Below are 22,388 nucleotides of genomic sequence, written 5' to 3' on the forward strand. Positions count from 1 at the left end.
ATATAGCAGGGTGAATGCTGCATTGCAACAGGCCCGAACCGAACAGTCGCTCACCGGCCGGCGAGGAGCTGACCGGCGTCCGGCGCTACCGGCTCCAGATCCAGCGCCCTCAGCATGCGCCAGGTCGTGCAGACCGCGGCCGACACCACGGGCAGACCGAGCTTCGCCTCCACGGCCGGGATGGCCGCAAGGGAGGGCATCTGCACGCAGGCCGACAGCACCACCGCGTCGGCGCCACGGACGTCGAGGTCATCAACGATGTCGACCAGCGCCATGGGGTCCCGGTGGCCCACCGCGATGTTGTCCGGGATCTCCAGGGAGATGCTGTCCAGTACCTGGATGTCCTCGGCCTCGATGTAGTCGACCACCATCTCCGTGAGCGGCCGCATGTAGGGCGTGACCACCGAGACCCGGCGTGCGCCGAGGGCCTGGATGCCCTCGACGAGCGCGCCGGCGCTGCTCACGACCGGTGTGGCGTGACCGTTGTCGGCACTTGCCCGGTGCAGGCGCTGCTCGGACTCACGGTGATAGCCACGGCCCCGGCTCATGATCGCCACCAGGCAGGCGTAGCCCATGACGTCCACGTGCGCGTCGGAGAGCTCGAGGGCGCAGCGGTCGGACTCGTCGTCCATGCGCGCGAGCTCCTCGCGGGTGACCTGCTTCATGCGCATGCGGCTCGAGTGAAAGGTAAAGCGCTCGGGCGCAACGGCCTCCCGGGCGCGGAGCATGGCCGGGATCTCCGTCTCCATGGTGGTGTTCGAGCTCGGGACGATCTGCCCGATGCGGTACGGCTTCTGGCTCATGACAGGCTCCTGGCTGGATGGCCTCGGCGGAGGGTGCCCCGCAGTATCGCAGCTCAGCCGCGCCCCGGTGCCGGCTCCGCCAGCAGCGAGTCGAAATCCAGCGCGGCGTTGTACATGGCGAGGTTACCCGCAGCGTCCACCGGCCATTCCTCCGGCAGGCGGTCGCGGTAGAGCTCCACGCCGTTACCGTCCGGATCTCTCAGGTAGAGCGCCTCGCTCACGCCATGGTCCGCCGCCCCGTCGAGCTCGATGCCGGCGGCGATGAGGCGGCGCAGCGCATCCGCGAGTGCCGGACGGTCCGGATAGCGCAGGGCGACGTGAAACAGGCCGGTGGTACCCGGCGCCGGCGGCGGCCCACCGCGGCTCTGCCAGGTGTTCAGCCCGATGTGATGGTGGTAGGCGCCGGCCGCGAGGAAAGCGGCGCTGTCGCCCCAGCGCTGCCGGACCTGGAAGCCCAGCACGCCCTGATAGAAACCGATGGCACGCTCCAGATCGGCGACCTTCAGGTGCACGTGGCCCACATCCGCCCGCGCATCGACGGGGGCGGCCAGGTCCACCGGCTGGCCGCGGACAGTGGTCGATTTCGGGGAAGGCGGCTGGTTCATGGAGAGTGATCCCGTGTTGTGCGGAAGCGGAAATCGATCCCTGCGTTAGCATGCGATTGCTCCGCGGCCTTGCGAAGACTCCCGAGCCGAAACGCTGGGTTACCGAAACGGTAACGGTCTGCGCGAGGCGAGCGCCAAGCACGAATGTGCACCGGCAGACGGCAGTCTAGACTTGGCGGTTATGGGCAGCGCAGCAGCAGACATCCCCCACGTGGTCGTGGTCGGCGGCGGGGCCGGCGGGCTCGAGCTGGCGAGCCGCCTCGGCCGCCGGGCCGGGCGCCGTGAGCGGATCCGGGTGACGCTGGTGGATGCGAGCCTCACCCACCTCTGGAAGCCGCTCCTGCACGAGGTCGCGGCGGGGACGCTGGACAGCGGCGCAGATGCCCTGGACTACCTCGCCCAGGCGCGCCAGCACGGCTTCACCTACCAGCTCGGACGCATGGTCGGCCTCGATCGCGGCCGGCGCCGTGTCCGCCTCGCCGCGATCACCGACGAGGCGGGCCGGGCGCTCGTGCCGGCACGGGAGCTCGACTACGACTGGCTCGTGCTGGCCGTCGGCAGCGTGAGCAACGACTTCGGCACTCCGGGCGTGGCCGAGCACTGCGTGTTCCTGGATGACGCCGCGGCCGCCGAGCGCTTTCAGCAGATGCTCATGCGCGCGCTGCTCGGGGCGCAGCTGCAGGAAACACCGCTCGCCCCGGAGCAGCTGTCCGTCGCCATCGTCGGTGGCGGGGCGACGGGCGTGGAGCTGGCGGCCGAGCTGCGCAGCGCCGCGCGCAAGGCAGCCGGCTATGGGCTCGATCGCATCGATCCCGAGCGCGACCTCACCCTCACGGTCATCGAGGCGGCGGAGCGCATCCTGCCGGCCCTCTCGCCGGGGCTCTCGGCGAAGACCCACGCCCGCCTCGAGGAGCTCGGCGTGCGCGTGCTCACCGGACGCCCGGTTACCGAGGTGACCGACCGTGGCATGCATGTCGAGGGCGGAGAGTTCGTCCCCGCGGAGCTGCGAGTGTGGTCCGCGGGCATTCGCGCACCCGCCTGGCTGCAGGAGCTGGAGGGCCTTGCCACGACGCGCAGCGGGCAGCTGGTGGTGGACGAATGCCTGCGCACGGCGGACCCCCGGGTTTTTGCCCTCGGCGACTGCGCCGCCCAGACACCGCCGGGGGCGGATCGCCCGCTGCCGCCGCGGGCGCAGACGGCGAGCCAGCAGGCGGAGTATCTCGCGCGCCACCTCCCGGCCCTGATCGCCGGGCGAACGCCGCCGCCCTTCGTCTACCGGGACTACGGCTCGCTCATTTCCCTCACCGAACGGCACGCCGTGGGCCGGCTGATGGGCAGCGTGTTCGGCAACTGGATGATCGAGGGGCTGCTCGCGCGGGCCGCCTACGCCTCGCTCTACCGCAAGCACCTGGCGGTGGTGCACGGCCTGCCGCGCATGCTGCTGATCAGCACGCTACAGTGGCTCGCGCGGCGCACCCGCCCGCGCCTCAAGCTGCATTGAATCGTCAAAGGGGGCATCAGCCGACCAGGCCGTTGACCAGAGCGGTCAGCCCCGCGGCAGTGCACAGAATCAGCAGGCCGGGCCGGAACCAGGCGGGGTTGATCAGCGGCAGCACCACCCGCGCCAGCAGAAACCCGAGGAAGGTGGGGAACAGCATGAGCGTGGAGACGCCGGCATGCGCCAGCGTGAAGCGACCCACGGCGATTAGCGCGACCAGCGAGCCGACGGTGCCGATCACCATGTAAGCGGCCAGGTTGGCCCGCACCGAGCGCCCTTCCGCGCTCTGGTAGAGCAGCGCCATGGGTGGGCCACCGACGGAGGTGGTGGTGGCCATGAAGGCCGACAGCACGCCGGCGCCAAAGAGCCGCGGCCGCGTGCGCCGGATGCGCGGCTGCCGCGCACTCAGCACCACGGCGAAGAGCACGCTCAGACCGAGCAGGACGGAGAGCAGTCGGGTGGAAGCGAAGGCGAGGAAACCCAGCCCCGCAAGCGTCCCCGGTATGCGGCCGATGATGGCCCAGGTGAGCTCGCCGAGGGCCAGTCCGGCGATGTCCCGCCAGACCGTGAGCGAGGCGAGGGGGAGGGCGACGAAGAGGATCAGCCCCGGGATCAGCGCCGGCTCGATCATGACGATGAAGGGGGCGGCGATGATCCCGAGCCCAAAGCCGATCGCGCCCTGGATCAGCGCCCCCAGGAAGATCACCAGGGCCATGATCAGCGTCTCCAGCAGCGGGATTTCCAAGGCCGTGTCCCCTTTGGCTGCATTCTGGAATCTCGGCGCGGGCATCGCGCACGGCAATCCCGGCCATGGCTCCCCGGCTTCGGGAGGCTTCCCGGCGCCCATGTTGTCCGAAGCCTGCCGACAGGGCGGTTCGCTGGGTAGCACCAGTGCGGCGGAATCGCTGATCCGTCACGGTACCCGGTTGCCGGGTGGCGCGTCAGGCGGCCTGACGTCAGCCCCGGGCGTGATGAGTTTTCAGGCGGCCCCGCAGGGCGGCTGGCAGGGGCCGCAGGGGGCGTCAGTGGACGCCAGGCACCTCTGCGAGCCGGCGGATGCCTTCGTCGATGTCCTCGGCGCTGATGGATGAGTAGCCCATCCGCAGATAATTCCGTGGTGCGCGATCGTCGCTGAAAAAGACATGCCCCGGCTCGACAAGCACGCCCTGCTGTCTCGCCGCCGCGGCCACCTCATCTCCGTGCATGTTCGCGGGTCCCTGCACCCAGAGTGCGGAGCCACCCTCACGCTGCCTGAAACGCCAGGCGGGCAGATGACGGCGGATCGCCGCCTCCAGTGCCTGTGAGCGCTCCCGGTAGATGCCGTTGAGATAATTCACGTAGGCCTCGTGATAGCCATTGCGGATGAACTGCGCGGCAGTGAACTCGTTGTTGTTGGCTGGATGGCGCAGGCAGAGCCGGCGCACCTTGCGCAGCTCCCGGATCAGCGCCGCGGGGCCTGCGACGTACCCGAGGCGCATGCCGTGGGCGAGGGTCTTCGAGAGGCTGCCGATGTACACCACGTTGTGGGTCTGGTCGAGACTCTTGAGGGCGGGTGTGGGGTGACTTGCGAAATTCAGCTCGCTCTCATGGTCGTCCTCGATGATGACCACGCCGTGGGCATTGGCGAGCTCGATTAGCCGCTCCCGCCGATCGATGGGCAGGGTGACGCCGGTCGGACACTGGTGGCTTGGCGTGACGAACAGATAATCACATTCCCTGATGGCCTCGCCCACGACGATGCCGTGATCGTCCATGGGGATCGGCCGCACGGAGCCGCCGTGCATCTCAAAGATGTTGCGCGCGTCCGGATATCCCGGATCCTCCACGCCGACGACCCTGCCGTCTTCCACCAGCAGCATGGCCAGCAGGAACAGCGCGTTCTGGGCGCCGGCAGTGACCAGTATCTCGTCTGTTCCCACCCACACGCCGCGGGCCGGGAGAAGCTGCGTCTGCAGCTGTCGGATCAGCGAGGGCTCGTCGCGATCGATAAGGTCCGGTGCCCAGGCCTTGATGCCGGCCAGAGACAGCGAGGCGCGAACGCAGTCGCGCCATTCGTGGCGGGGAAAGAGCCTGGCGTCGAACTGGCCGTAGAGGAACGGATAGCGATAGTCCTGCCAGTCCGGTGGCTTGGCGATGTTGCGCTGGCCGGAGAGATCCATCCGGAAGCGTTGTTCCCAGAACGCGTCCTGGGACGGGGTACCCTCCTTGGGCACGGCGCCGCCATCCGCGAAGTGCCGTTGCACGCGCGGATGCACGTAGTAGCCGCTCCGCTCCCGCGACTCCACGTAGCCGAGATCCATCAGCCGCCGCAGCGCGGCGGTGACGGTGCTCCGGGCCACACCCAGCCGCCGCGCGAGGGTGCGCCCGGAGGGCAGGGCGTCGCCGGGCGCGAGGAACCTTTCCACCACTGCCTGCACGAGCAGGTTCTGGACCCTGGCGCGGGGGCTGCCGGCATCGGCGTCCAGGGTCTCGTAGAGCCGGTACCACATCGCGCTCGCAGCGCGTGCCTTGCGTCCCATCCCGTCTCCTCGTGCCATCCGCGCCCGGCGGCCGGCTCACCGAGTGATCGGGCGCGTCGGGACGATATCGCTGTGCCTACACGCGCCCCTTCCAGGGCACGAGTCTGCGCTCGATGCTGCGCATCACAAGGTCGAACGCGTAGGCGATGCATCCGATCACGATGATGCCGAGTATGACGATGGACGTGCGCAGGAACTCGGCGGCCGTCAGCACCATGAAGCCGAGCCCGGAGCGGGCCGCCACCATCTCCGCGGCCACGAGCACGGTCCAGCCGAAGCCGATGCTGATGCGCATGCCGGTGAGGATCTCCGGCAGCGCGGACTTGAACACCACATGGCGCAGCACCTGCCAGCGACTCGCCCCGAAGCTGTAGGCGACGTGGATCTGTTCGATGGAGGACGAGCGCACCCCGGCCCTCGCGGCGAGCGCCAGCGGCGCGAAGATGCCGAGGAAGATCAGGAGCACCTTGCTGGTCTCGCCGATCCCGAACCAGACGATCATCAGCGGCAGGTAGGCGAGGGGCGGTACCGGGCGGTAGAACTCGATCGGCGGGTCAAGAATGCCCCGGACCAGCCGGTTCACACCCATGCCGATGCCAAGCGGAATCGCGGTGACGCAGGCAAGCGCAAACGCGCCGAATACCCGCCTCAGGCTCTCCAGCGTGTGCCCGAACAGGGTCGAGCCCTGATAGCCCTCGGTACTGATGGACACCGCCTGCGCAATCACGGCCTCCGGGGAGGGCAGAAACAACGGTCGGATCAGCCCGGCGTTGGTGACGATCCACCAGAGCGCGAGGATGATCAGCGCACTCCAGACGCTCACGGCACGGCTCTCGCCGGCACCGAGCTCGCCGTATACGGCCGGCCCGCCATTCCTGCGGGTGCCGTTGCCTGCCAGGCCCGTCATGCGCCTGATCGTGTCGGATACGGCAGGTTTCATCCGGCGTCCCCCTGGATTCTCCGCATGATGTCCTCGCGCATGTCGATGAACTCCCGCGACGCCTTGATCTCTCGGGAGTTGCCGGTCTTCAGGTACTGCTTGGAGAACTCCGTCTCGTAGACATGGGTGATCCGCCCCGGCCGCGGCGACATCAGGATGATTCGGGTGGCAAGGAACAGCGCCTCCTCGACGCTGTGGGTGATGAAGAAGGCCATCTTCCCGCTCTCCGACCAGGCCTTGAGCAGGATCTCCTGCACCCGCTCGCGGGTGAGGGCGTCCAGTGCGGCCAGCGGCTCGTCCATAAGCAGCACCTCGGGATCGGCGGCGAGCGCCCGGGCGACGCCGACGCGCTGCTGCATGCCGCCGGAGAGCTCGTAGATGGCCTTGGACTCGAAGCCCTCGAGCCCCAGCGCCGAGATGAAATGGCGCGCCGTCGCATAGCGCTTGGCCTTCGGAACGCCCTGGAGCATGAGCCCGAAGGCGACGTTGTCGAGCACGTTCAGCCACGGCAGCAGGGCGTGCTTCTGGAATACCACCGCCCGGTCGGCGCCGGGGCCGGTGATTTCGCGGTCACCGAAGGAGATGCGTCCCTGGGTTGGCTGCAGAAACCCCGCGAGTAGGTTGAGCAGGGTGGTCTTGCCGCAGCCGGACGCGCCCAGTGCGACCACGAACTCACCTTCCGAGATCGAGAGGTCGGCGTTGTCCAGGGCGTGTACTTCTCCGCTTTCGGAGGGGAACACCACCGAGACCTGTTCTGCGCGTAGTGCCGTCACGTTGCATCCTCCAGGCCCCCGACCTCCGGGATCGGAGGTCCGATACCGCAGGTCAGGGGCGGGCCAGGGCCTACTGGTCGTTGACGAGTGACTCGACCCAGCTGGCGTCGACGTAGCGGGAGTAGTCGTCCGCGACGCTGTCGATCTCGCCCTGGGCCTCGAGGAACTCCGCCGTGGCGCGCAGACCCTCGGCCACGCCGCCGCCGAGCCAGAGCGGGGAAGCCTGGCGCTCGAGCGAGGGGAACTCGATGCCGTTCAGTACCGGCGGGACATCCTCGGCGTCGGCACCGGTGTTCTGCGCGATCAGCTGAACCTCGGCGGAGTCGGCAGTCCACGCGGCACGGTTGTCGGTATAGCGCGCCGCGTAGTCCGCCACAACGCTGATGAAGTCGCGCATGAACTCGGGGTTCGCCTCGGCGAATTCGGGGTCCACCACGAACGCATCAAACGTCGGTTTGCCCCAGTTGGCGAGCTGACCCGAGGAGATCAGCAGGCGGCCACTGTCGAGCAGCTCGGATAGCACCGGATTCCAGACGAAGGCCCCATCGATGTCGCCCCGCTCCCAGGCGGCTGCGATCTGGTTGGGGCTCATGTTGATGATGTCCACCTCGGCGCGCGGGATGTTGAACTGCTCCAGCGCCACCAGCAGGTGGAAATGCGTGGTGGAGGCATAGGGCGCCGCAATGGTCTTCCCGCGGAGATCCTGGGGCGCCACGATCCCGGAGTCCTCGTGCACCACCATCGCCTCGGCGGTGTCGAAGACCTTGTCCAGGTAGACGATCCGCAGGTCGACGTTGGCGCCGATCGCGGCGGCGGTCGGGCTCGACCCCAGCGCGGTAAGCTGGACGTCGCCCGAGGCCAGCGCCGAGATGACGCTGGATCCGGAGTCGAACTGGCGCCAGTCGATATCCCAGCCCGTTGCCTCGGCGAACGCGCCGTCCTCGACGGCTGCCTTCCACGGTGTGGGCACGCCGAAATGGCCCACCGTAACGCTGTTCTGCGCGATGGCCGCGCCGGTGGTGGAGACGAGCAGTACGAGGGTGGTCAGCGCGAGCAGCGCCATTCTGAGCTTGCGTGTAGCCATTGTGTCGGCCTCCTGGGTCGTTGTTGGACTATTCAGGCCGGGTGGCCTGCAGGGAGTCGTCGATGATCTCGCCAATAAGCGCGCAATCCTCCTCGGTGAATGTCAGGGGGAGGCGGATGTCGCAGAGTCGGGACAGCACGTTCTGCGTCTTTGGAAGCGCCCGCTCCACGCTCAGGTACCGCCAGTGGCGGAAATTGGATGTGTAGCCACGTGCGCTCGGGTTGCCGAACCAGGCAACGGGTACGCCGCGGTCGGCACAGCGCGAGATGAAATCCGGGAACTGCTCCAGTGCGAGGCCCTCCGCCCAGAACTGCAACGAGCTGCCGACATATTCCGCGGCGGCGTGGCGCTGTGGCAGCGTGATGCCGTCCGCCTGCGCAAGGCGCCCCTCGAGCCTGCGGTAGAGCGCGTTCCAGTGCTCGCGGCGGGCCTCGAGCTCGCTCAGCTGTGGGCGCAGCAACGCCGCGCGCAGGCGGTCCATGCGGCCGCTGTAGTTCGGGATCTCGCCGCTCAGCTCGCCGACCCGCGCGCGCGGCGGAGCGGCGAGGTGGCTGTCATAGAACATGTACGAGCCGGTGTAGAGAACCGCCCGGGCGGCGAGCTCGGCATCGTCGGTGACCAGCAGGCCGCCCTCACCCGAGTTGATGTGCTTGTTCGACTGGGTGCTGAAGCAGGCGGCGGTACCGTGGGCGCCGCTAGGGCGGTTGCGCCAGTACGCACCCATGGTGTGGGCGCAGTCCTCGATCAGTGTGATCCCGAGCTCTGCGCAGAGCGCGGCGACGGCGTCCATGTCGGCGATATGGCCGCGCATGTGGGTGAGCACCAGGAAGCGCGCGTCATGGGTCTCGGCCGCCAGGCGCAGATCGTCACAGTCGATGGTCAGGGACTCGTCCGTCTCCACGGGCACAGTGACGCCGCCGGCGTTGTGGATCGCCCCGGGCACGGGCGAGAGCGTGAAGGCATTGCAAAGCACAGGCGTGCCCCGCTCCGGGAGCAGTGCGCGCAGGGCAATGTGCAGCGCGAACCCGCCTGAGTTGCAGGCCACGCAGTAGCGCCGCCCCACGTACCCGGCGAACTCCTGTTCGAGCAGCGCCGCGTCGTCGGTTTCACCGGGTCCGAGGTTGTAGCGATGCAGCTTCCCGCTCGCCATGACCTCGGTGGCGCGCTCGATCCCTGCCGCGGGGATCGGCTGCTGTTCGGTAAAGGATCTCGGGAACTCGCGCATCGTCTCGCCCGGTACCTCTGGTCGTTGATTGCCACCGCCACAAAGCGCCGTGCCGCGGATGCCTTCAATGCGAAACGGCATGGCGCGAATCGGAATGGCCGCCCAGGACGGCCCCGGTTGTCGTGAGGCTAGAAGACGGTTGGGGCTAAAGCGCAGTCCAGATTTCGCCTTTCTGGCAGTCCAGAAAAGCGTCTGAACGGTGGGCAGGAGCGGGCAATGCCCGCTGCCGGTGCCGATATCCCTGGCGTTGCACGACGGTCCCGGGCGGCGCCCGCCGACCCGGCCCGAGCTACCGCATCTCCCGCATCAACGCCCGGCGTGCACGGGCGAGCGCATCGGTGGGGGTGCCGGTGGCGGGTACGTCCGGCCAGCGCATGGCGCCGGTATCCAGGGACAGCTGCCGCTCCAGCACCGCGAGGTCGGCGTCCGAGGCGTCTGCGGCACGGGCCGCGACACGCTGGCGCAGCACGTCGGCCGGGGCGGTCAGCCACAGCCCCGTGAACGGAACGCGCAGGGAGTGACCGATGGCCTCGGCCCGCTGACGACTCTCCGGGCGGGTGAAGGTGGCGTCGAGGATGGCGGGCCAGCCGGCGAGGGCGGCCCGGCGGGCGTGGCGCTCGAGGCGCCGGTAGGTGCGGCGGGTGTGCTCGGGGCGGTAGGCCTGCTGTGGCAGCCGTGCCTCCGGGGCGACGCCGGCGAGGCGCTTGCGGATGCCGTCGCTGCGCAGCTGCACGGCACCGGGGCCGGGTGCGAGGTCCGATCTCAGGCCGCGGGCGACGGTGGACTTCCCCGTCCCGGACAGGCCGCCGATGGCGACGACCCGTGGTTCCGGCGCCCAGTCCAGCGCGCTGCGGGCGAGGTGGAAGTAGTCCCGCGCGCGGGACTGCCGCTCGGGGTCGTCGGTGAGGCCGTTGGCCATGGCGCGGACCAGGGCGCGCACCGAGACGAATAAGGGCAGGCAGGCGAGGCCGCTGTAGTCGCCGGTGGCTTCCAGATAGCGGTTGAGGAAATCGCCGGCGAGCGCGCGCTCCCCGTGCGCCAGCAGGTCCATGACGGTGAAGGCGGCATCGTAGAGGGTATCCGTGCAGGCGAGTGCCTCGGAGAACTCGATGGCATCGAAGGGCGTCGCCCGGCCCTCGAACAGGCAGGCGTTGGCCAGGTGCAGGTCACCATGGCCGTGGCGCACACGGCCGTGGCGTCGCCGCGCCTCGAGCCGCGGGCCGAGCCGCCGCCAGCTGGCGTCAAGGGCAGCACCGAGCGCATCCAGCGCGGTACCTGCGAAGGGGCTCGTCTCGGCCTCGGCGAGCGTGTCCAGGGGGACCCGGTAGTGATGGCGCATGCCTTCGGCGCCGCCGTGGTCCCGGCGGATCCCGGCCTGCGCATGGAGGTCGGCGACGGCGTCGGCGAGATCAACCACGTGCTCCGTGCTCAGGCGGCCTTCCCGCGCCATGACATGGAACAGGTCCGCCTGCTCGAAGCGGCGCATCACCACCAGCCAGTCCACTGGCTCGCCGTTGCCCTCGCCGAGGGTGAAGCCGCCGTCGTAACGCCGCACCGGGATCACGGCCTCGTAAAGGTGCGGCGCGGTGCGCCGGTTGACCGCGAGCTCGGTCTCGGCGGCGTGACGTCGCCGCTCGGGTGTGCCGTAGTCGAGGAATGCCGGGGCATCCGCCTTCTTCAGCTTGTAGACATGATCGCCCGCGAGGAAGACATGGCTGATCTGGGTCTCGACATGCTCCACCGCGGCGCCGCCGTGGGCGTCCGGGCGCTGGAGCCAGTCGACCAGGGCGCGCTGCATGCAGGGATTCTCGGGCATGGCTGGTACCGCCACGGCGTCTCCGTCGATCCCATCCTGAAGTGGGTATGGCTTCGGTGTACAGGGTCGATTGTGCAGCGCAATGCCGCGCTGTGTCAGGCCTTCTCCGTCGGTGTTGCCGGCTGCAGCGCGCTGCAGAGGTGCTCGCCCAGGCCGAAGCCCGCCTCGGTCATGGTGAGGTAGGTGTCATCGGCGCCCTGGGCGGTGACGCGGTCGGCCTCCTCCTGGTGCATGGCATGGCCCACGATGAGCCCGTGGTAGCCGCTCTGGCGCAGCTGGCGGACGGCGGTCTCCTTGGACTCCTGTCCGGCCAGGGCGAGGACCACCGCGCGGACATCGCTCAGGTCCAGGTTATGCCAGAAGAACGGGTCGTCGGCGTCGGCATAGGCCACCTTGCGGCCCTGCCCGGTGTGATGGCTGATGCGGCTCGGATCGGAATCGATACCGATGGGCCGCAGCCCGCGGTCCCGGATATAGTCATAGGTGGCCGTGCCGACACGTCCCATGCCGAGGATCAGCACGTCGGCATTGTCCAGCGCGATCGGTTGCTCGTCGGGGTGCTCCCAGGAGCGCTCGAACCGCTTGAGGCGGTGCTCCAGGCGCTCCACGATAAGGTTGCTGTTGCGGTTGAGCGGCGCCGAGACGATGAACGACAGCGCCACCGCCACGGCCAGCGGTACGACCCACTCCTCGAGCAGCACCGCCGCGACGATCAGGCCGAACTCGCTGTAGCAGGTGAGGGACAGGCTGCAGACCAGGGCGTTGCGCACCCGCAGGTGGAAGGCAATCAGCAGCGCGAAGAACAGCAGCGCCTTCAGCGGCAGGACAAGCGCCAGCGCCCCCGCGAACAGGAGCTCGCTGCTGCTCGGCAGCCCGGCGAGGCCGATCTGCAGAAAGAACCCGACCAGGAACACCTCCTTGAGGCTCCATAGCGCGTCGGCGAGTGCCTTGCTGCGGCCATGCTCGCCCAGCAGCACGCCCATGAGCAGCGCACCCAGCTCGCCGCTGAGGCCCACGGTCTCGAAGCCGAGGCCGCCGATCACCACGGCCATCAGCATGCCCACCAGAACCAGCAGCTCCTCCCGCCCCGCGGTCTCCAGAAGCCAGTAGAGCAACGGCCGCAGCAGAGGCAGGGCGAGCAGCAGCAGTGCCCAGGGCGAGGGCTTGTGTTCGCTGAACAGCGCCAGCGTGGCAATGGCGATGAGGTCCTGGATGATCAGGATGCCGATGGCCGAGCGGCCATGAAACGCGCGCAGCTCGCGCTTGGCGTCGAGCATCTTCGCGGCGAGCACGGTGCTGGAAAACGACAGCGCGATGGCCAGCAGCACCGCCTCGCGCCCGGCGAGGCCCGCGAGCAGGACGAGGGCGCCGGTGAACACGGCCGTCGTCACGGTGAAGTGGATGAGCGAGGTGCCCACCACATGGCGCTGGATGAGCTGGCGGAGCTTGAGCTTCAGGCCGACGGTGAACAGCAGCAGCAGGATGCCGACGTGGGCGATGTGATCGAGTACCGGGCCCGTGAACTCGGGCATCCCCAGGTCGGGTCCCCAGGCGCTCAGCGCAAAGCCGGCCAGCAGGAAGCCCACCAGCGGCGGGATGCGGATCTGCTGCATCAACAGGCCGAAGACCAGCGCGAAGCTGATCGTCAGAAGCTCGAGCATCATGGCTTCTGGCTCCCGTGCTGCCGGTAGGGGGCGTCAGCGAGGCCCCGGGTAAGCTGCATCGCCCGACGATGCCGGACCGCGGCGCGATGGCCCTGCGGGCCGGCCCGCCTGGTCCAGTGGTTCGGGGCTGACGGCGGATTGTACCGGCGCCGAGCCCCCAGCCGTGAATCGGCCGGGGCCGTCGCGACTGCCGCGACCGCGGCGGCTCAGGCCGTGCCCGGGGCGGCCTGCTGCGGCCGGTAACCGCCATCGAGCCAGCGCACGACCTCCCGCGCCGCCGGATGATCGAAGGCGGCGTACCGGGCGCGCAGGCCGGTTGCCTGTGCGCCGAGGCGCTGCCGGCCGGCATCCTCCAGCAGGGTCAGATCCTCGGCCAGGGCTGCCGCCAGCGAATCTCCGAGGACGGCGCGGGCGGCGTCCCGGAATGCCCGACCGTAGGCGAAAGCCTCGCCCGCACGATAGCGCCAGGGCAGGGTCAGCGCGGGCAGCGCCGAGAGCGTCGGTTGCAGCGCCGGATTGATCGCGTGGGCGCTCAGTTGCGGCGCGAGGGTGGCCGGACGACCGGTAAACGGCCGCAGATGCAGGTGCTCGCAGGCGATCGTGCCGTCGTTGACCGGGTAGTTGTCCCACAGCCAGGGCCGCCGTCGCAGGCGCTCCGCAACGGCCTCGAGATGGCCGGGGGAGATCTCACGCGGACAGATCTCCTCGCCGGCCCAGTACACCCCGATGCCCGGGTCCAGGGCGCGGCCCAGCGCTGCCAGGTAATCGGGCGGCCGCGCCCCGAACAGCCGATCCAGCAGCGGATCGTCGCTGTAGTACGTCGGGCAGACGAGCACCTGGCGGGCCCGGGTGCGCGCGGCGATCCACTCGGTGACGGCGGCCTGCCGGTGGGCCGGATCCGGCGTCGCGTCGGCGACGTCGTCGAAGCTGACCACCAGCTCGTCGATGCCGACGGCGTCCAGCTCGCCCAGGCGCTCGGCGAGCCGGGCATGTCCCGTGCCCGCCTCCGCGGGGTCGAAGCCGATGGGGGCGAGGCCGACGCCGAAGGCAAGCCCGAGTCTGCGGCAGCGCCCGGCGAAGGCTGCCATGGCCTCGGCCTGACCGGCGGGCCATGGCTCGCGCCAGCCCTCCCGCAGGCTGGCATCCAGCTTCGGCGCGTAGTGCCAGAAGCGGTAGCCGTGGTCCGCCAGAGTTGCGGCGAGCGCTTCCCGCTCTTCCCAGCGCCAGGCGGGGCCGTAGAAGCCCTCGATCACGCCGAGCCGGGGCAGCGTGGAGTCGGTCTCTGTCACCGGTGCCCCATCGGCCCGGGGTCAGAAATCGAACAGCTCGCCGAGCAGGCTCTTGCGCTTCTGGGGCTTGTGGTAACCGCCTCGCTCGGGCTGGTTCGGCGCCCTCGCGTCCCGCGGGGGGCCGGCCTCGGCGGCGGAGCGCTCGATGATCTTGTCGAGCTCGCCGCGGTCCAGCCAGACGCCCCGGCACTGCGGGCAGTAGTCGATCTCGACGCCCCGCCGGTCGGTCATCTCAAGGCGCTGGTCGCGGCAGACCGGGCACTGCATGGTTCACCTCCACGGGCTTGCGGGTATTCCGGGGCGCGTTGGCTGCGACGTCGGGGCGACGTCCGCTTCGGCTGAATCGTGCGGGCGTCCTGCGGCGGAATCAATAACCGCTGCATCGCTAGCCCGCATGTCTCACCGATTCGCGGCTGCGGGCAAGCGAAAAAACGCCCGGGCGTCCGCGAGGGAGGCCCGGGCGCCTGGGGACGCTCGCCGGTTCAGGCGAGGTCGAAGCGGTCGGCGTTCATCACCTTGTTCCAGGCAGCGATGAAGTCGTGCACGAACTTCTCCTGCCCGTCGTCCTGGGCATAGATCTCCGAGATGGCCCGGAGCTGGGAGTTCGCGCCGAACACCAGGTCGACCCGGGTGGCGGTCCACTTGATGGCGCCGGACTTGCGGTCGCGGCCCTCGAACTCCTCGCCCTCCTCGTCGGTGCGATGCCACTCGGTATCGTTGTCGAGGAGGTTGACGAAGAAGTCATTGCTGAGGGTGCCCGGGCGCTCCGTGAACACGCCGTGCTTCGCCTCGCCGACGTTGGTGTCCAGCGCCCGCATGCCGCCGAGCAGCACGGTCATCTCGGGGGCGGTCAGCTTCAGCAGCTGGGCGCGGTCCAGCAGCATCTCCTCGGCCGGAACGGTGTAGCGCTTCTTCATGTAGTTGCGGAAGCCGTCCGCCACCGGCTCCAGGACCTCGAAGGACTCGGCGTCGGTCTGCTCCTCGGTGGCGTCGGTGCGACCGGGATGGAACGGCACCTCGACGTTGAAGCCCGCCTGCTTCGCTGCCTGCTCGATGGCGGCGTTGCCGCCGAGGACAATCAGGTCGGCCAGTGAGACCCGCTTGCCGCCCGACTGGGCGCGGTTGAAGTCCTGCTGGATGCCCTCTAGCTTGCCCAGCACCATCTGCAGGCGCGCCGGCTCGTTGACTTCCCAGTCCTTCTGCGGGGCGAGGCGGATGCGCGCGCCATTGGCGCCACCGCGCATGTCCGAGCCGCGGAAGGTGGAGGCCGAGCCCCAGGCGGTGGCAACCAGCTCGGCGGTGCCGAGGCCGGAGTCCAGGATCTTCTTCTTGAGCGCCTTCACGTCCTGCGCATTGACCAGCTCGTGGTCCACCGGCGGGACCGGATCCTGCCAGATCAGATCCTCACTGGGGACCTCGGGGCCGAGGTAACGGGACTTCGGGCCGAGATCCCGGTGGGTGAGCTTGAACCAGGCGCGCGCGAAGGCGTCCGCGAACTCCTCCGGATTCTCGTGGAAGTGCTTTGAGATCTCGCGATAGCTCGGATCCACCTTCATTGAGATGTCGGTGGTGAGCATCATCGGCTTGATCTTCGTGGCGCTGTCGTGGGCGCGGGTGACCATGTCCTTGTCGGCAATGTCCTTGGGCGTCCACTGGTAGCAGCCGCCGGGGCCCTTCTCCAGCTCCCACTCGTAGCCGAAGAGCATGTCGAAGTAGCCCATGTCCCAGCGCGTGGGGTTCGGCGTCCAGGGGCCCTCGAGGCCACTGGTGATGGTGTCGTCGCCCTTGCCGGTGCCGTAGCTGTTCTTCCAGCCGAGGCCCATCTGTTCCAGCGGCGCCGCCTCCGGCTCCGGGCCGAGATGCGAATCCGGCGCGGCACCGTGCACCTTGCCGAAGGTGTGGCCGCCGGCCGTGAGCGCGACGGTCTCGTAGTCGTTCATGGCCATGCGGCCAAAGGTCTCGCGGATATCGTGCGCGGCCTTGTACGGGTCCGGCTCGCCGTCCGGGCCCTCGGGGTTGACGTAGATCAGACCCATCTGCACCGCCGCCAGCGGGGTCTCCAGCTCACGGTTGCCGGTGTAGCGCTTGTTGCCGAGCCACTCGTCCTCGGCACCCCAGTAGATGTCCTCCTCGGGGGCGAAGATGTCCGCGCGGCCGCCGGCATAGCCGAAGGTCTTGAACCCCATGGACTCCATGGCGCAGTTGCCGGCCAGGATCATCAGGTCGGCCCAGGAGATCCGGTTGCCGTACTTCTGCTTGATCGGCCAGAGGAGGCGGCGCGCCTTGTCCAGGTTGCCGTTGTCCGGCCAGCTGTCCACCGGTGCGAAGCGCTGGTTGCCGGTGGAGGAGCCGCCACGGCCATCGCCGGTGCGATAGGTGCCGGCGCTGTGCCATGCCATCCGGATGAACAGGCCGCCGTAGTGACCGTAGTCGGCCGGCCACCACTCCTGGGATTCGGTCATCAGCGCGTAGAGGTCGCGCTTCACCGCCGCCAGGTCCAGCGACTTGAACGCCTCGGCGTAGTTGAAATCGCGACCCAGCGGGCTGGACTCGGGGGTGTGCTGGTGGAGGATCTTCAGATTCAGCTGGTTCGGCCACCAGAATTCGTTGGTGGCGCCGCGGCCGCCGACACGGGTGTGTGAGCCGTGCATTACCGGGCAGCGGCCTGCAGCCTCGAGTGCGTTCGTGCTCATGGTCGTCCTCGACGTTGCCTGCAGAGGGGTAAGCGCCGCGGGCCATGCGCGGCATGAGCGGGACCATACAGCAAGGACCGTCGATTGGTTGAGATGGTTTTTTCTACCGAATCGATAGGTGCAGGCTATGGTTCCCGTGTCTGGCCGGGCATGGGTCCACGGCCATCGGTCGGGGTCACAGCGGCGGTGGGCACGGGCCGCCCCAGATGCCGCGTTCGGCGGCTCTGGCCTCGCGCTCGAGGGCGAGATAGTCGGCCTTGCGGTCGGCGGGGTAGGGCCGGGGCACCCAGCCCCAGCCCTGCTCGATGTAGAGCTCGTTGAGCTCGGCGTCGCGGTCGTCCGGATGATAGACGTAGACCAGCAGGCGGCCGTCCCCCGTTCGCTTGTCGTGGCTGTCCCACTCTATCCAGACCCGCCGACCTGCCAGCAGGCGCTGGGTGATGGCGGCGACGTGCTCCGCCTCGCATTCGCTCTCGCCGCGGCCGGGGGCGTCGACGCCCATGAGGTTGGCGCGGTACTCGATCTGCCGGCCCTCGTCGGCTTCCGGGAAGCGCAGCACGAAGGTGTCCCCGTCAACGATGCCGGTGACTTCCGCCCACTGGGGGTGATACTCGAGCGCCCCCGCGGTGTCGGCGGCGAGGCCGCCGGTGAGGGCTAGCAGACAGAGAAAGGCGGCGTTTCGGTGTCGCGGCACGGTCGGCACTCCCCGTGTTCTGACTTCCCGAGTGTACTGAATCCCTTCGATGGGATGGGTGGCTCCCCGCCGTCTCGCGTTCAGCATTCGTCATCCGCGGGGTGATCATCGGCAGCCCCTTGCCGTCGGTGGCGTGCCGGGCGCGTCGATCAGCCGGTGGATGGGCAGCAGGCAGAGCCCGACCAGCGCCCCGGCGGCGAAGAAGGCGGCACCGAAGCCCGCTGTGCCGGCGATGACGCCCACCAGCAGGGGCGCCAGGAACTGCATGGCCCGGTTGGCCGTCAGCCGCATGCCGAGGGCTCCGGCGCGCTGCGCGCTGGGTGCGTGCTCCGCCAGCACCACCATCGACAGCGGCTGCGAGAGCCCGCTGCCGATCCCGAGCAGGATCGCCAGCAGTCCGAGCAGCCAGACGTTCCCGGTGGTGCCGGTCAGCATAAGGCCTACCGCCACGGCCAGCACCGAGAGGGGGATGGCCCGGCGGCGCCCGCCGGCGAGATCGATCAGGGTCGCCATGATGGGGCGCACGAGCATGGCGCACAGGGCCCGCAGGCTCAGCAGGGCGCCGATGGCGGTCGCCGAGAGCGCCAGCGTCTCCAGGTACACGGGCAGGAAGCTCGCCAGGGCTGCGAGGGCGAAGATCACCGCCACGGAAATCGCCAGCGAGAGCTGGACGCCGCGATTGTCCCCGAGCAGCCGCAGCTGCGCGATATAGCCGGTTTCCGCTGCGCTGGCCGGCGCCGCACGCTGGGCACTGCCCACCAGAAAGCCGCCGCTCGCCAGGCTCAAGAGGGAGAGTACGACCATGGCCTGAAAGGCACGCTCGAGCCCGTCGAGATCGATCAGCCAGCCCGCCAGGAGCGGGCCGACCAGCTGGCCCACGGAGACGAACATCGAGTACCAGCCGAAGGCGCGCTCCAGCGCCCGGCCCCGGCCGAGGCCGGATACTATGGCCTGCGCCGAGAGCACCATCAGCGTGTGCCCCAGGCCGAGCAGAAGCTGTGCCGCGACCAGGCCGCCGTAGCCCGGTGCCAGCAGCACGGCCGCCGGGCTGGCAGCCAGGGCCAGGCCGCCGAGCATCAGCACGCGCCTGGCCCCGAAGCGCGTCACCGCGCTGCCCATGGGGATCGCCAGCACCAGGGGCAGCACATAGGGCATCGCCAGGATGGCGCCGGTGAGCGTCGGCCCGGCACCGAGGCGCACCGCGTACAGGGGGGTGGCCACCAGCATCATCGTCTGCACGACGAAGGTCGCGCACAGCCCGAGGGAGACCCACAGCAGATTGCGCACGCGTTCGGCGCGGGGGTCGGGTGGCGGTTGCTCGGGCGGCTCGGAAGCGGGCATGGCGTCGTGGCTGGTGGCGAGAGGGCGGGTGATTGTGGCGGTCCCGGTTGGGCGGGCGCTCCGGCGTGCAGGCTACCGCGCCCGTTCGCAGGCGTCGCGCTGACGCGCGGTGCGGGACCCCGTGGCGCTCCCCGGCGGCGGCTGGCGGCGGGCGAGCAGGTGCCGCAGCGCGACCAGGACGCCCAGTGCCAGCACGATCGCCGCGAGCGCGCCGAGGGCGACGTCCAGATTGTCCGCGAGCAGCAGCTGCGGCAGGCGGGCGCCGATCACGGTCATGGCGAAGAGCCCGGGCGTGAGGCCGATGAGCGATCCCGCGAGGTAGTCCCGCAGGCGGATGTGAAAGGCGCCGGCGGCCATGTTGGTGAGGGTGAACGGCGCGATGGGCACCACCGAGACGAACACCATGGTGCGGATGCCGCGTTCGGCGAGCAGCCGCGCCAGCCGGTTCAGGCGCTCGCCGCCGTGGTGCTGCAGGGTCTCGCGCCCGAGGCCCCAGCCAATGAGGTAGGTCACCAGGGCGGCCACGAGGGTCCCGAGCATGGCGTAGACGAAGCCCCACAGCTCGCCGTAGATAAGGCCGGTGGCGGCCACCAGCAGGCTCAGAGGAAACACCAGCAGCGAGGCCGCCACGTAGATGACCACCAGCGCGACCGGCAGCCATGACCGGTCGCCCAGCGCGGCGATCCGCTCCAGCCCGGCGCGCACCGCCTCCGCATTGATCAGGTCCTGGTACGCGAGCCACTGCCAGCCGCCGGCGAGCAGCGCCAGTACCGCCAGGGTGAGCAGGACGAGCCACAGCCGGCGCGGCATGGGCTACGCCCAGCGGCCGGTGAAATCCTCCGGCACCAGCAGGATGTCGCGGTCCACCTGGTTGATGTCGCGATGGCCGCAGAGCGCCATGGTCGTATCCAGCTCCTTGTGCAGGATGTCCAGGGATTTGGTCACCCCGGCCTCCCCCATGGCCCCGAGGCCGTAGACCCACGAGCGACCGATCATCACGCCCTTCGCGCCGAGGGCCAGGGCCTTGAGAATGTCCTGCCCGGAGCGGATGCCGCTGTCGAACAGGACCTCCACCCGGTCGCCCACGGCCTCGATGATGCCGGGCAGCGCGCGGATGGAGCTGAGCGCTCCGTCCAGCTGCCGGCCGCCGTGGTTGGAGACGACGATGGCATCCGCGCCGAGGTCGGCGGCGCGCTTCGCGTCCTCCGGGTCCATGATCCCCTTCAGGATGACCTTGCCGCCCCACATCTCCATGAGCTCCTTGACCCGAGCCCAGTCCAGGGCATGGTCGAAGGCCTCCGCGGTCCAGGAGGAGAGCGAGGCCGGGTCGGTGACGCCCTTGGCGTGGCCGACCACGTTGCCGAAGGTGCGGCGCTTCGTGCCGAGCATGCCGAGGCCCCAGGAGACCTTCGTGGCCATGTTGGCGATGGAGCTCGGTGTCAGCTTGGGCGGGGCGCTCAGGCCGTTCTTCAGGTCCTTGTGGCGCTGGCCCTGCACCTGCAGGTCCAGGGTGATGACGATGGCCGAGCAGCCCGCCTTGCGGGCGCGGTCCATCAGCCGCTCCATGAAGTCGTCGTCCTTCAGCGTATAGACCTGGAACCAGAACGGCTTGCTGGTGTACTCGGCGACGTCCTCGATGGAGCAGATGGACAGCGTCGAAAGCGTGAACGGCACGCCGAAGCGCTCGGCGGCCCGCGCCGCGCGGATCTCGCCGTCGGCGTGCTGCATGCCCGTAAGGCCCACCGGCGCCAGCGCCACCGGCATGGCGACGTCCTGCCCGATCATCCGGCTCGCCGTGGTGCGGTTGGTCATGTCCACGGCCACGCGCTGGCGGAAATGGAGGTCATCGAAGTCCGAGGTGTTCTCGCGGAAGGTCTGCTCCGACCAGCTCCCGGTCTCGCAGTAGTCGTAGAACATCCGCGGCACCCGCCGGCGGTAGAGGGTCTTGAGGTCGTCGATGCAGGTGATCACGGGCACGTCTTCAGCTCCTTGCTGCGCGCCGCTGGGGCACGGGCAAACTTGGCGCGGGGCCGGCGGCGGCCCGCCGGCCCCGCGGGCCGCGCCCACGATGCCACAAATCCGGGGTCGGGTTGACCACGGCCGGCGCTTCAGGCGGAGGCGGTGGCCAGTACGACACGGAAGACGATGAACTCCGCCGGGCGCAGCGGGGCGACGCCGACCTCGCAGATCGCCCGGCCTGCGGCGATGTCGGCCGGGGTCATGGTGCTGCGGTCGCAGCGCACGAAGTAGGCTTCCTGCGGGGTGGCGGCGCGCAGGCGGCCGCGCTGCCATTCCTGGTAGAGGAAGGCGTCCACGGTGCTCCGAAGCCGCGTCCAGAGCGCTTCGCCGTTGGCCTCGTGGGCGACCCATTCCGCGGTGGTCTCGATGGACTGCTCGAGGTAGCTCAAGTACCGCCGGATGTTGACGTAGCGCCACTCCGGGCTGCTTGAGAGGGTGCGTGCGCCCCAGACGAGATGCCCGCGACTGGGAAAGCTGCGCAGGCAGTTGACGCCGGCGGGGTTCAGGAGTGCCTGGTCGTGACCGTCGATCTGGCGGGTGAAGCCGAGCGCGCCAATGACCGCCAGGCCCGCCGGCGGCTTGTGGACACCCCGGTGGTGGTCGTTGCGGGCATACACCCCGGCGATGAAGCCCGACGGCGGCAACGGCAGCGTACGCCGCTGGCCCGTGGGGTCGGCCGCGACCACCCAGGGGAAATAGAGCGCGAGACGCGAGTCGTCGAGTCGGCGGGCGAGGCCCGGCAGGGTGCTGATCGAGTCGTCCTGGTGCGGGTCCACCAGGCCAATTCGATGGCGCATCCGCTGGCAGTGCTGTCGCACGGCCTCGATGACCCGCCGATGCTCGGCGGCGTCCGCCGCGGCGGCGGCGGGTGTCAGCACCACGGAGACCTCCGGCACCGCCTCCAGCGCTGCCAGCCCGGTGCTGCCCGAGCGTGGGTCGAGTCTCCCGGCGTAGTCGCTCGCCGTCGGCGTCCCCAGCGGCGCGTCGGCGGCGCTGGCCGGGTCATTGACGCCGGCCACGGTGCGCACCACGAACAGACGCTTGCCGCCGTTGCGGAAGAACGCCTGCGTGGCGAGGGCGGTGTGATTCACCGTCGGCCTGCCATCGAGGACGAGGTCGCCGGCGTCGCCGAAGTGCTGCTCGAATTCCACGAAGCTGCTCAGCCCGAGCGGAGTCCCCCGCAGAGGCCCCTGGCGGGTCGGGCCCACCAGTCCGGCCACGGCGGTGGCCGCGCCGCGGATGGACGGTGGCAGCGATCCCGTCTCGCCCGCGAAAACGCCCGGCATGCGGTACTCCGGCATGGCTCGCCCTCCCTCAGTGGCCCAACCGGCTCACCGGGCACGCACCGGGCCGGCCGGCAGCTGGCGGGGCAAGCGCCCATACGGATTGTCGTATAGCACCGGATTGCGGGGGCGTCCCGCGTCT

Annotated in this window: 19 protein-coding genes; 1 reads left to right on the forward strand and 18 read right to left on the reverse strand. The window is 69.6% G+C overall.

The window, feature by feature from the left end; all coding sequences use genetic code 11:
- Positions 1-50: 50 nt before the first annotated feature.
- A complete protein-coding gene (locus tag LMH63_RS06245) occupies positions 51-803 on the reverse strand; it encodes a maleate cis-trans isomerase family protein (RefSeq protein ID WP_109679501.1) in 753 nt (250 codons plus the stop codon).
- 53 nt (positions 804-856) lie between these two features.
- A complete protein-coding gene (locus tag LMH63_RS06250) occupies positions 857-1,408 on the reverse strand; it encodes a VOC family protein (protein ID WP_109679500.1) in 552 nt (183 codons plus the stop codon).
- 181 nt (positions 1,409-1,589) lie between these two features.
- Here LMH63_RS06250 and LMH63_RS06255 point away from each other — a divergent pair, with 181 nt between their 5' ends.
- Positions 1,590-2,909: an NAD(P)/FAD-dependent oxidoreductase gene (locus LMH63_RS06255; protein ID WP_229332741.1), complete on the forward strand. Its 1,320-nt coding sequence runs from the start codon at positions 1,590-1,592 to the stop codon at positions 2,907-2,909.
- Positions 2,910-2,925: 16 nt separating this feature from the next.
- On the opposite strand, the gene LMH63_RS06260 is transcribed toward LMH63_RS06255, so the two are convergent.
- The 16 genes from LMH63_RS06260 to LMH63_RS06335 form a co-directional block, all read right to left on the reverse strand.
- Positions 2,926-3,651 (reverse strand): sulfite exporter TauE/SafE family protein, encoded by a 726-nt coding sequence (locus LMH63_RS06260; RefSeq protein ID WP_158280419.1) that lies wholly within the window; start codon positions 3,649-3,651, stop codon positions 2,926-2,928.
- Positions 3,652-3,928: 277 nt separating this feature from the next.
- A complete protein-coding gene (gene pdxR / locus LMH63_RS06265) occupies positions 3,929-5,425 on the reverse strand; it encodes a MocR-like pyridoxine biosynthesis transcription factor PdxR (RefSeq protein WP_158280418.1) in 1,497 nt (498 codons plus the stop codon).
- Between the two features lie 76 nt (positions 5,426-5,501).
- On the reverse strand, positions 5,502-6,332 hold the full coding sequence (locus LMH63_RS06270; RefSeq protein WP_199225710.1) for an ABC transporter permease subunit: 831 nt from the start codon (positions 6,330-6,332) through the stop codon (positions 5,502-5,504).
- A 29-nt stretch (positions 6,333-6,361) separates the two neighbouring features.
- On the reverse strand, positions 6,362-7,138 hold the full coding sequence (locus tag LMH63_RS06275; RefSeq protein WP_109679496.1) for a taurine ABC transporter ATP-binding protein: 777 nt from the start codon (positions 7,136-7,138) through the stop codon (positions 6,362-6,364).
- A 70-nt stretch (positions 7,139-7,208) separates the two neighbouring features.
- Complete coding sequence (gene tauA / locus LMH63_RS06280) at positions 7,209-8,222, reverse strand: taurine ABC transporter substrate-binding protein (protein ID WP_109679495.1); 1,014 nt, start codon at positions 8,220-8,222, stop codon at positions 7,209-7,211.
- Positions 8,223-8,250: 28 nt separating this feature from the next.
- Positions 8,251-9,528, reverse strand: a complete 1,278-nt coding sequence (locus tag LMH63_RS06285; RefSeq protein ID WP_199225709.1) for a DegT/DnrJ/EryC1/StrS family aminotransferase — start codon at positions 9,526-9,528, stop codon at positions 8,251-8,253.
- 208 nt (positions 9,529-9,736) lie between these two features.
- The gene (locus LMH63_RS06290; RefSeq protein WP_146205237.1) at positions 9,737-11,278 is read right to left on the reverse strand and encodes a bifunctional aminoglycoside phosphotransferase/ATP-binding protein; all 1,542 of its coding nucleotides are present in this window, start codon (positions 11,276-11,278) and stop codon (positions 9,737-9,739) included.
- Positions 11,279-11,358: 80 nt separating this feature from the next.
- Entirely contained in the window at positions 11,359-12,927 is a 1,569-nt protein-coding gene (locus tag LMH63_RS06295; protein WP_229332742.1) for a cation:proton antiporter domain-containing protein, read from the reverse strand.
- Between the two features lie 206 nt (positions 12,928-13,133).
- Positions 13,134-14,216, reverse strand: coding sequence for a beta-N-acetylglucosaminidase domain-containing protein (locus tag LMH63_RS06300; protein ID WP_229332743.1), 1,083 nt, complete (start codon positions 14,214-14,216; stop codon positions 13,134-13,136).
- Between the two features lie 21 nt (positions 14,217-14,237).
- The gene (locus LMH63_RS06305) at positions 14,238-14,483 is read right to left on the reverse strand and encodes a TFIIB-type zinc ribbon-containing protein (protein WP_109679492.1); all 246 of its coding nucleotides are present in this window, start codon (positions 14,481-14,483) and stop codon (positions 14,238-14,240) included.
- A gap of 215 nt (positions 14,484-14,698) precedes the next feature.
- Positions 14,699-16,867, reverse strand: a complete 2,169-nt coding sequence (gene katG, locus LMH63_RS06310; RefSeq protein WP_109679491.1) for a catalase/peroxidase HPI — start codon at positions 16,865-16,867, stop codon at positions 14,699-14,701.
- 217 nt (positions 16,868-17,084) lie between these two features.
- Entirely contained in the window at positions 17,085-17,603 is a 519-nt protein-coding gene (locus tag LMH63_RS06315) for a thermonuclease family protein (RefSeq protein WP_158280417.1), read from the reverse strand.
- A gap of 105 nt (positions 17,604-17,708) precedes the next feature.
- The gene (locus tag LMH63_RS06320; protein ID WP_109679489.1) at positions 17,709-18,944 is read right to left on the reverse strand and encodes an MFS transporter; all 1,236 of its coding nucleotides are present in this window, start codon (positions 18,942-18,944) and stop codon (positions 17,709-17,711) included.
- Positions 18,945-19,016: 72 nt separating this feature from the next.
- Positions 19,017-19,754: a TVP38/TMEM64 family protein gene (locus tag LMH63_RS06325; protein WP_109679488.1), complete on the reverse strand. Its 738-nt coding sequence runs from the start codon at positions 19,752-19,754 to the stop codon at positions 19,017-19,019.
- Between the two features lie 3 nt (positions 19,755-19,757).
- Positions 19,758-20,921, reverse strand: a complete 1,164-nt coding sequence (locus LMH63_RS06330) for an alpha-hydroxy acid oxidase (protein ID WP_109679487.1) — start codon at positions 20,919-20,921, stop codon at positions 19,758-19,760.
- 131 nt (positions 20,922-21,052) lie between these two features.
- Positions 21,053-22,264 carry a phage tail sheath family protein gene (locus tag LMH63_RS06335; protein WP_109679486.1) on the reverse strand — a complete coding sequence of 404 codons (1,212 nt, stop codon included), beginning with the start codon at positions 22,262-22,264 and terminating at the stop codon, positions 21,053-21,055.
- Positions 22,265-22,388 lie beyond the last annotated feature (124 nt).

The organism is Spiribacter halobius (genome assembly GCF_020883455.1).
In the GTDB taxonomy this organism is placed as follows: Bacteria; Pseudomonadota; Gammaproteobacteria; order Nitrococcales; family Nitrococcaceae; genus Sediminicurvatus; species Sediminicurvatus halobius.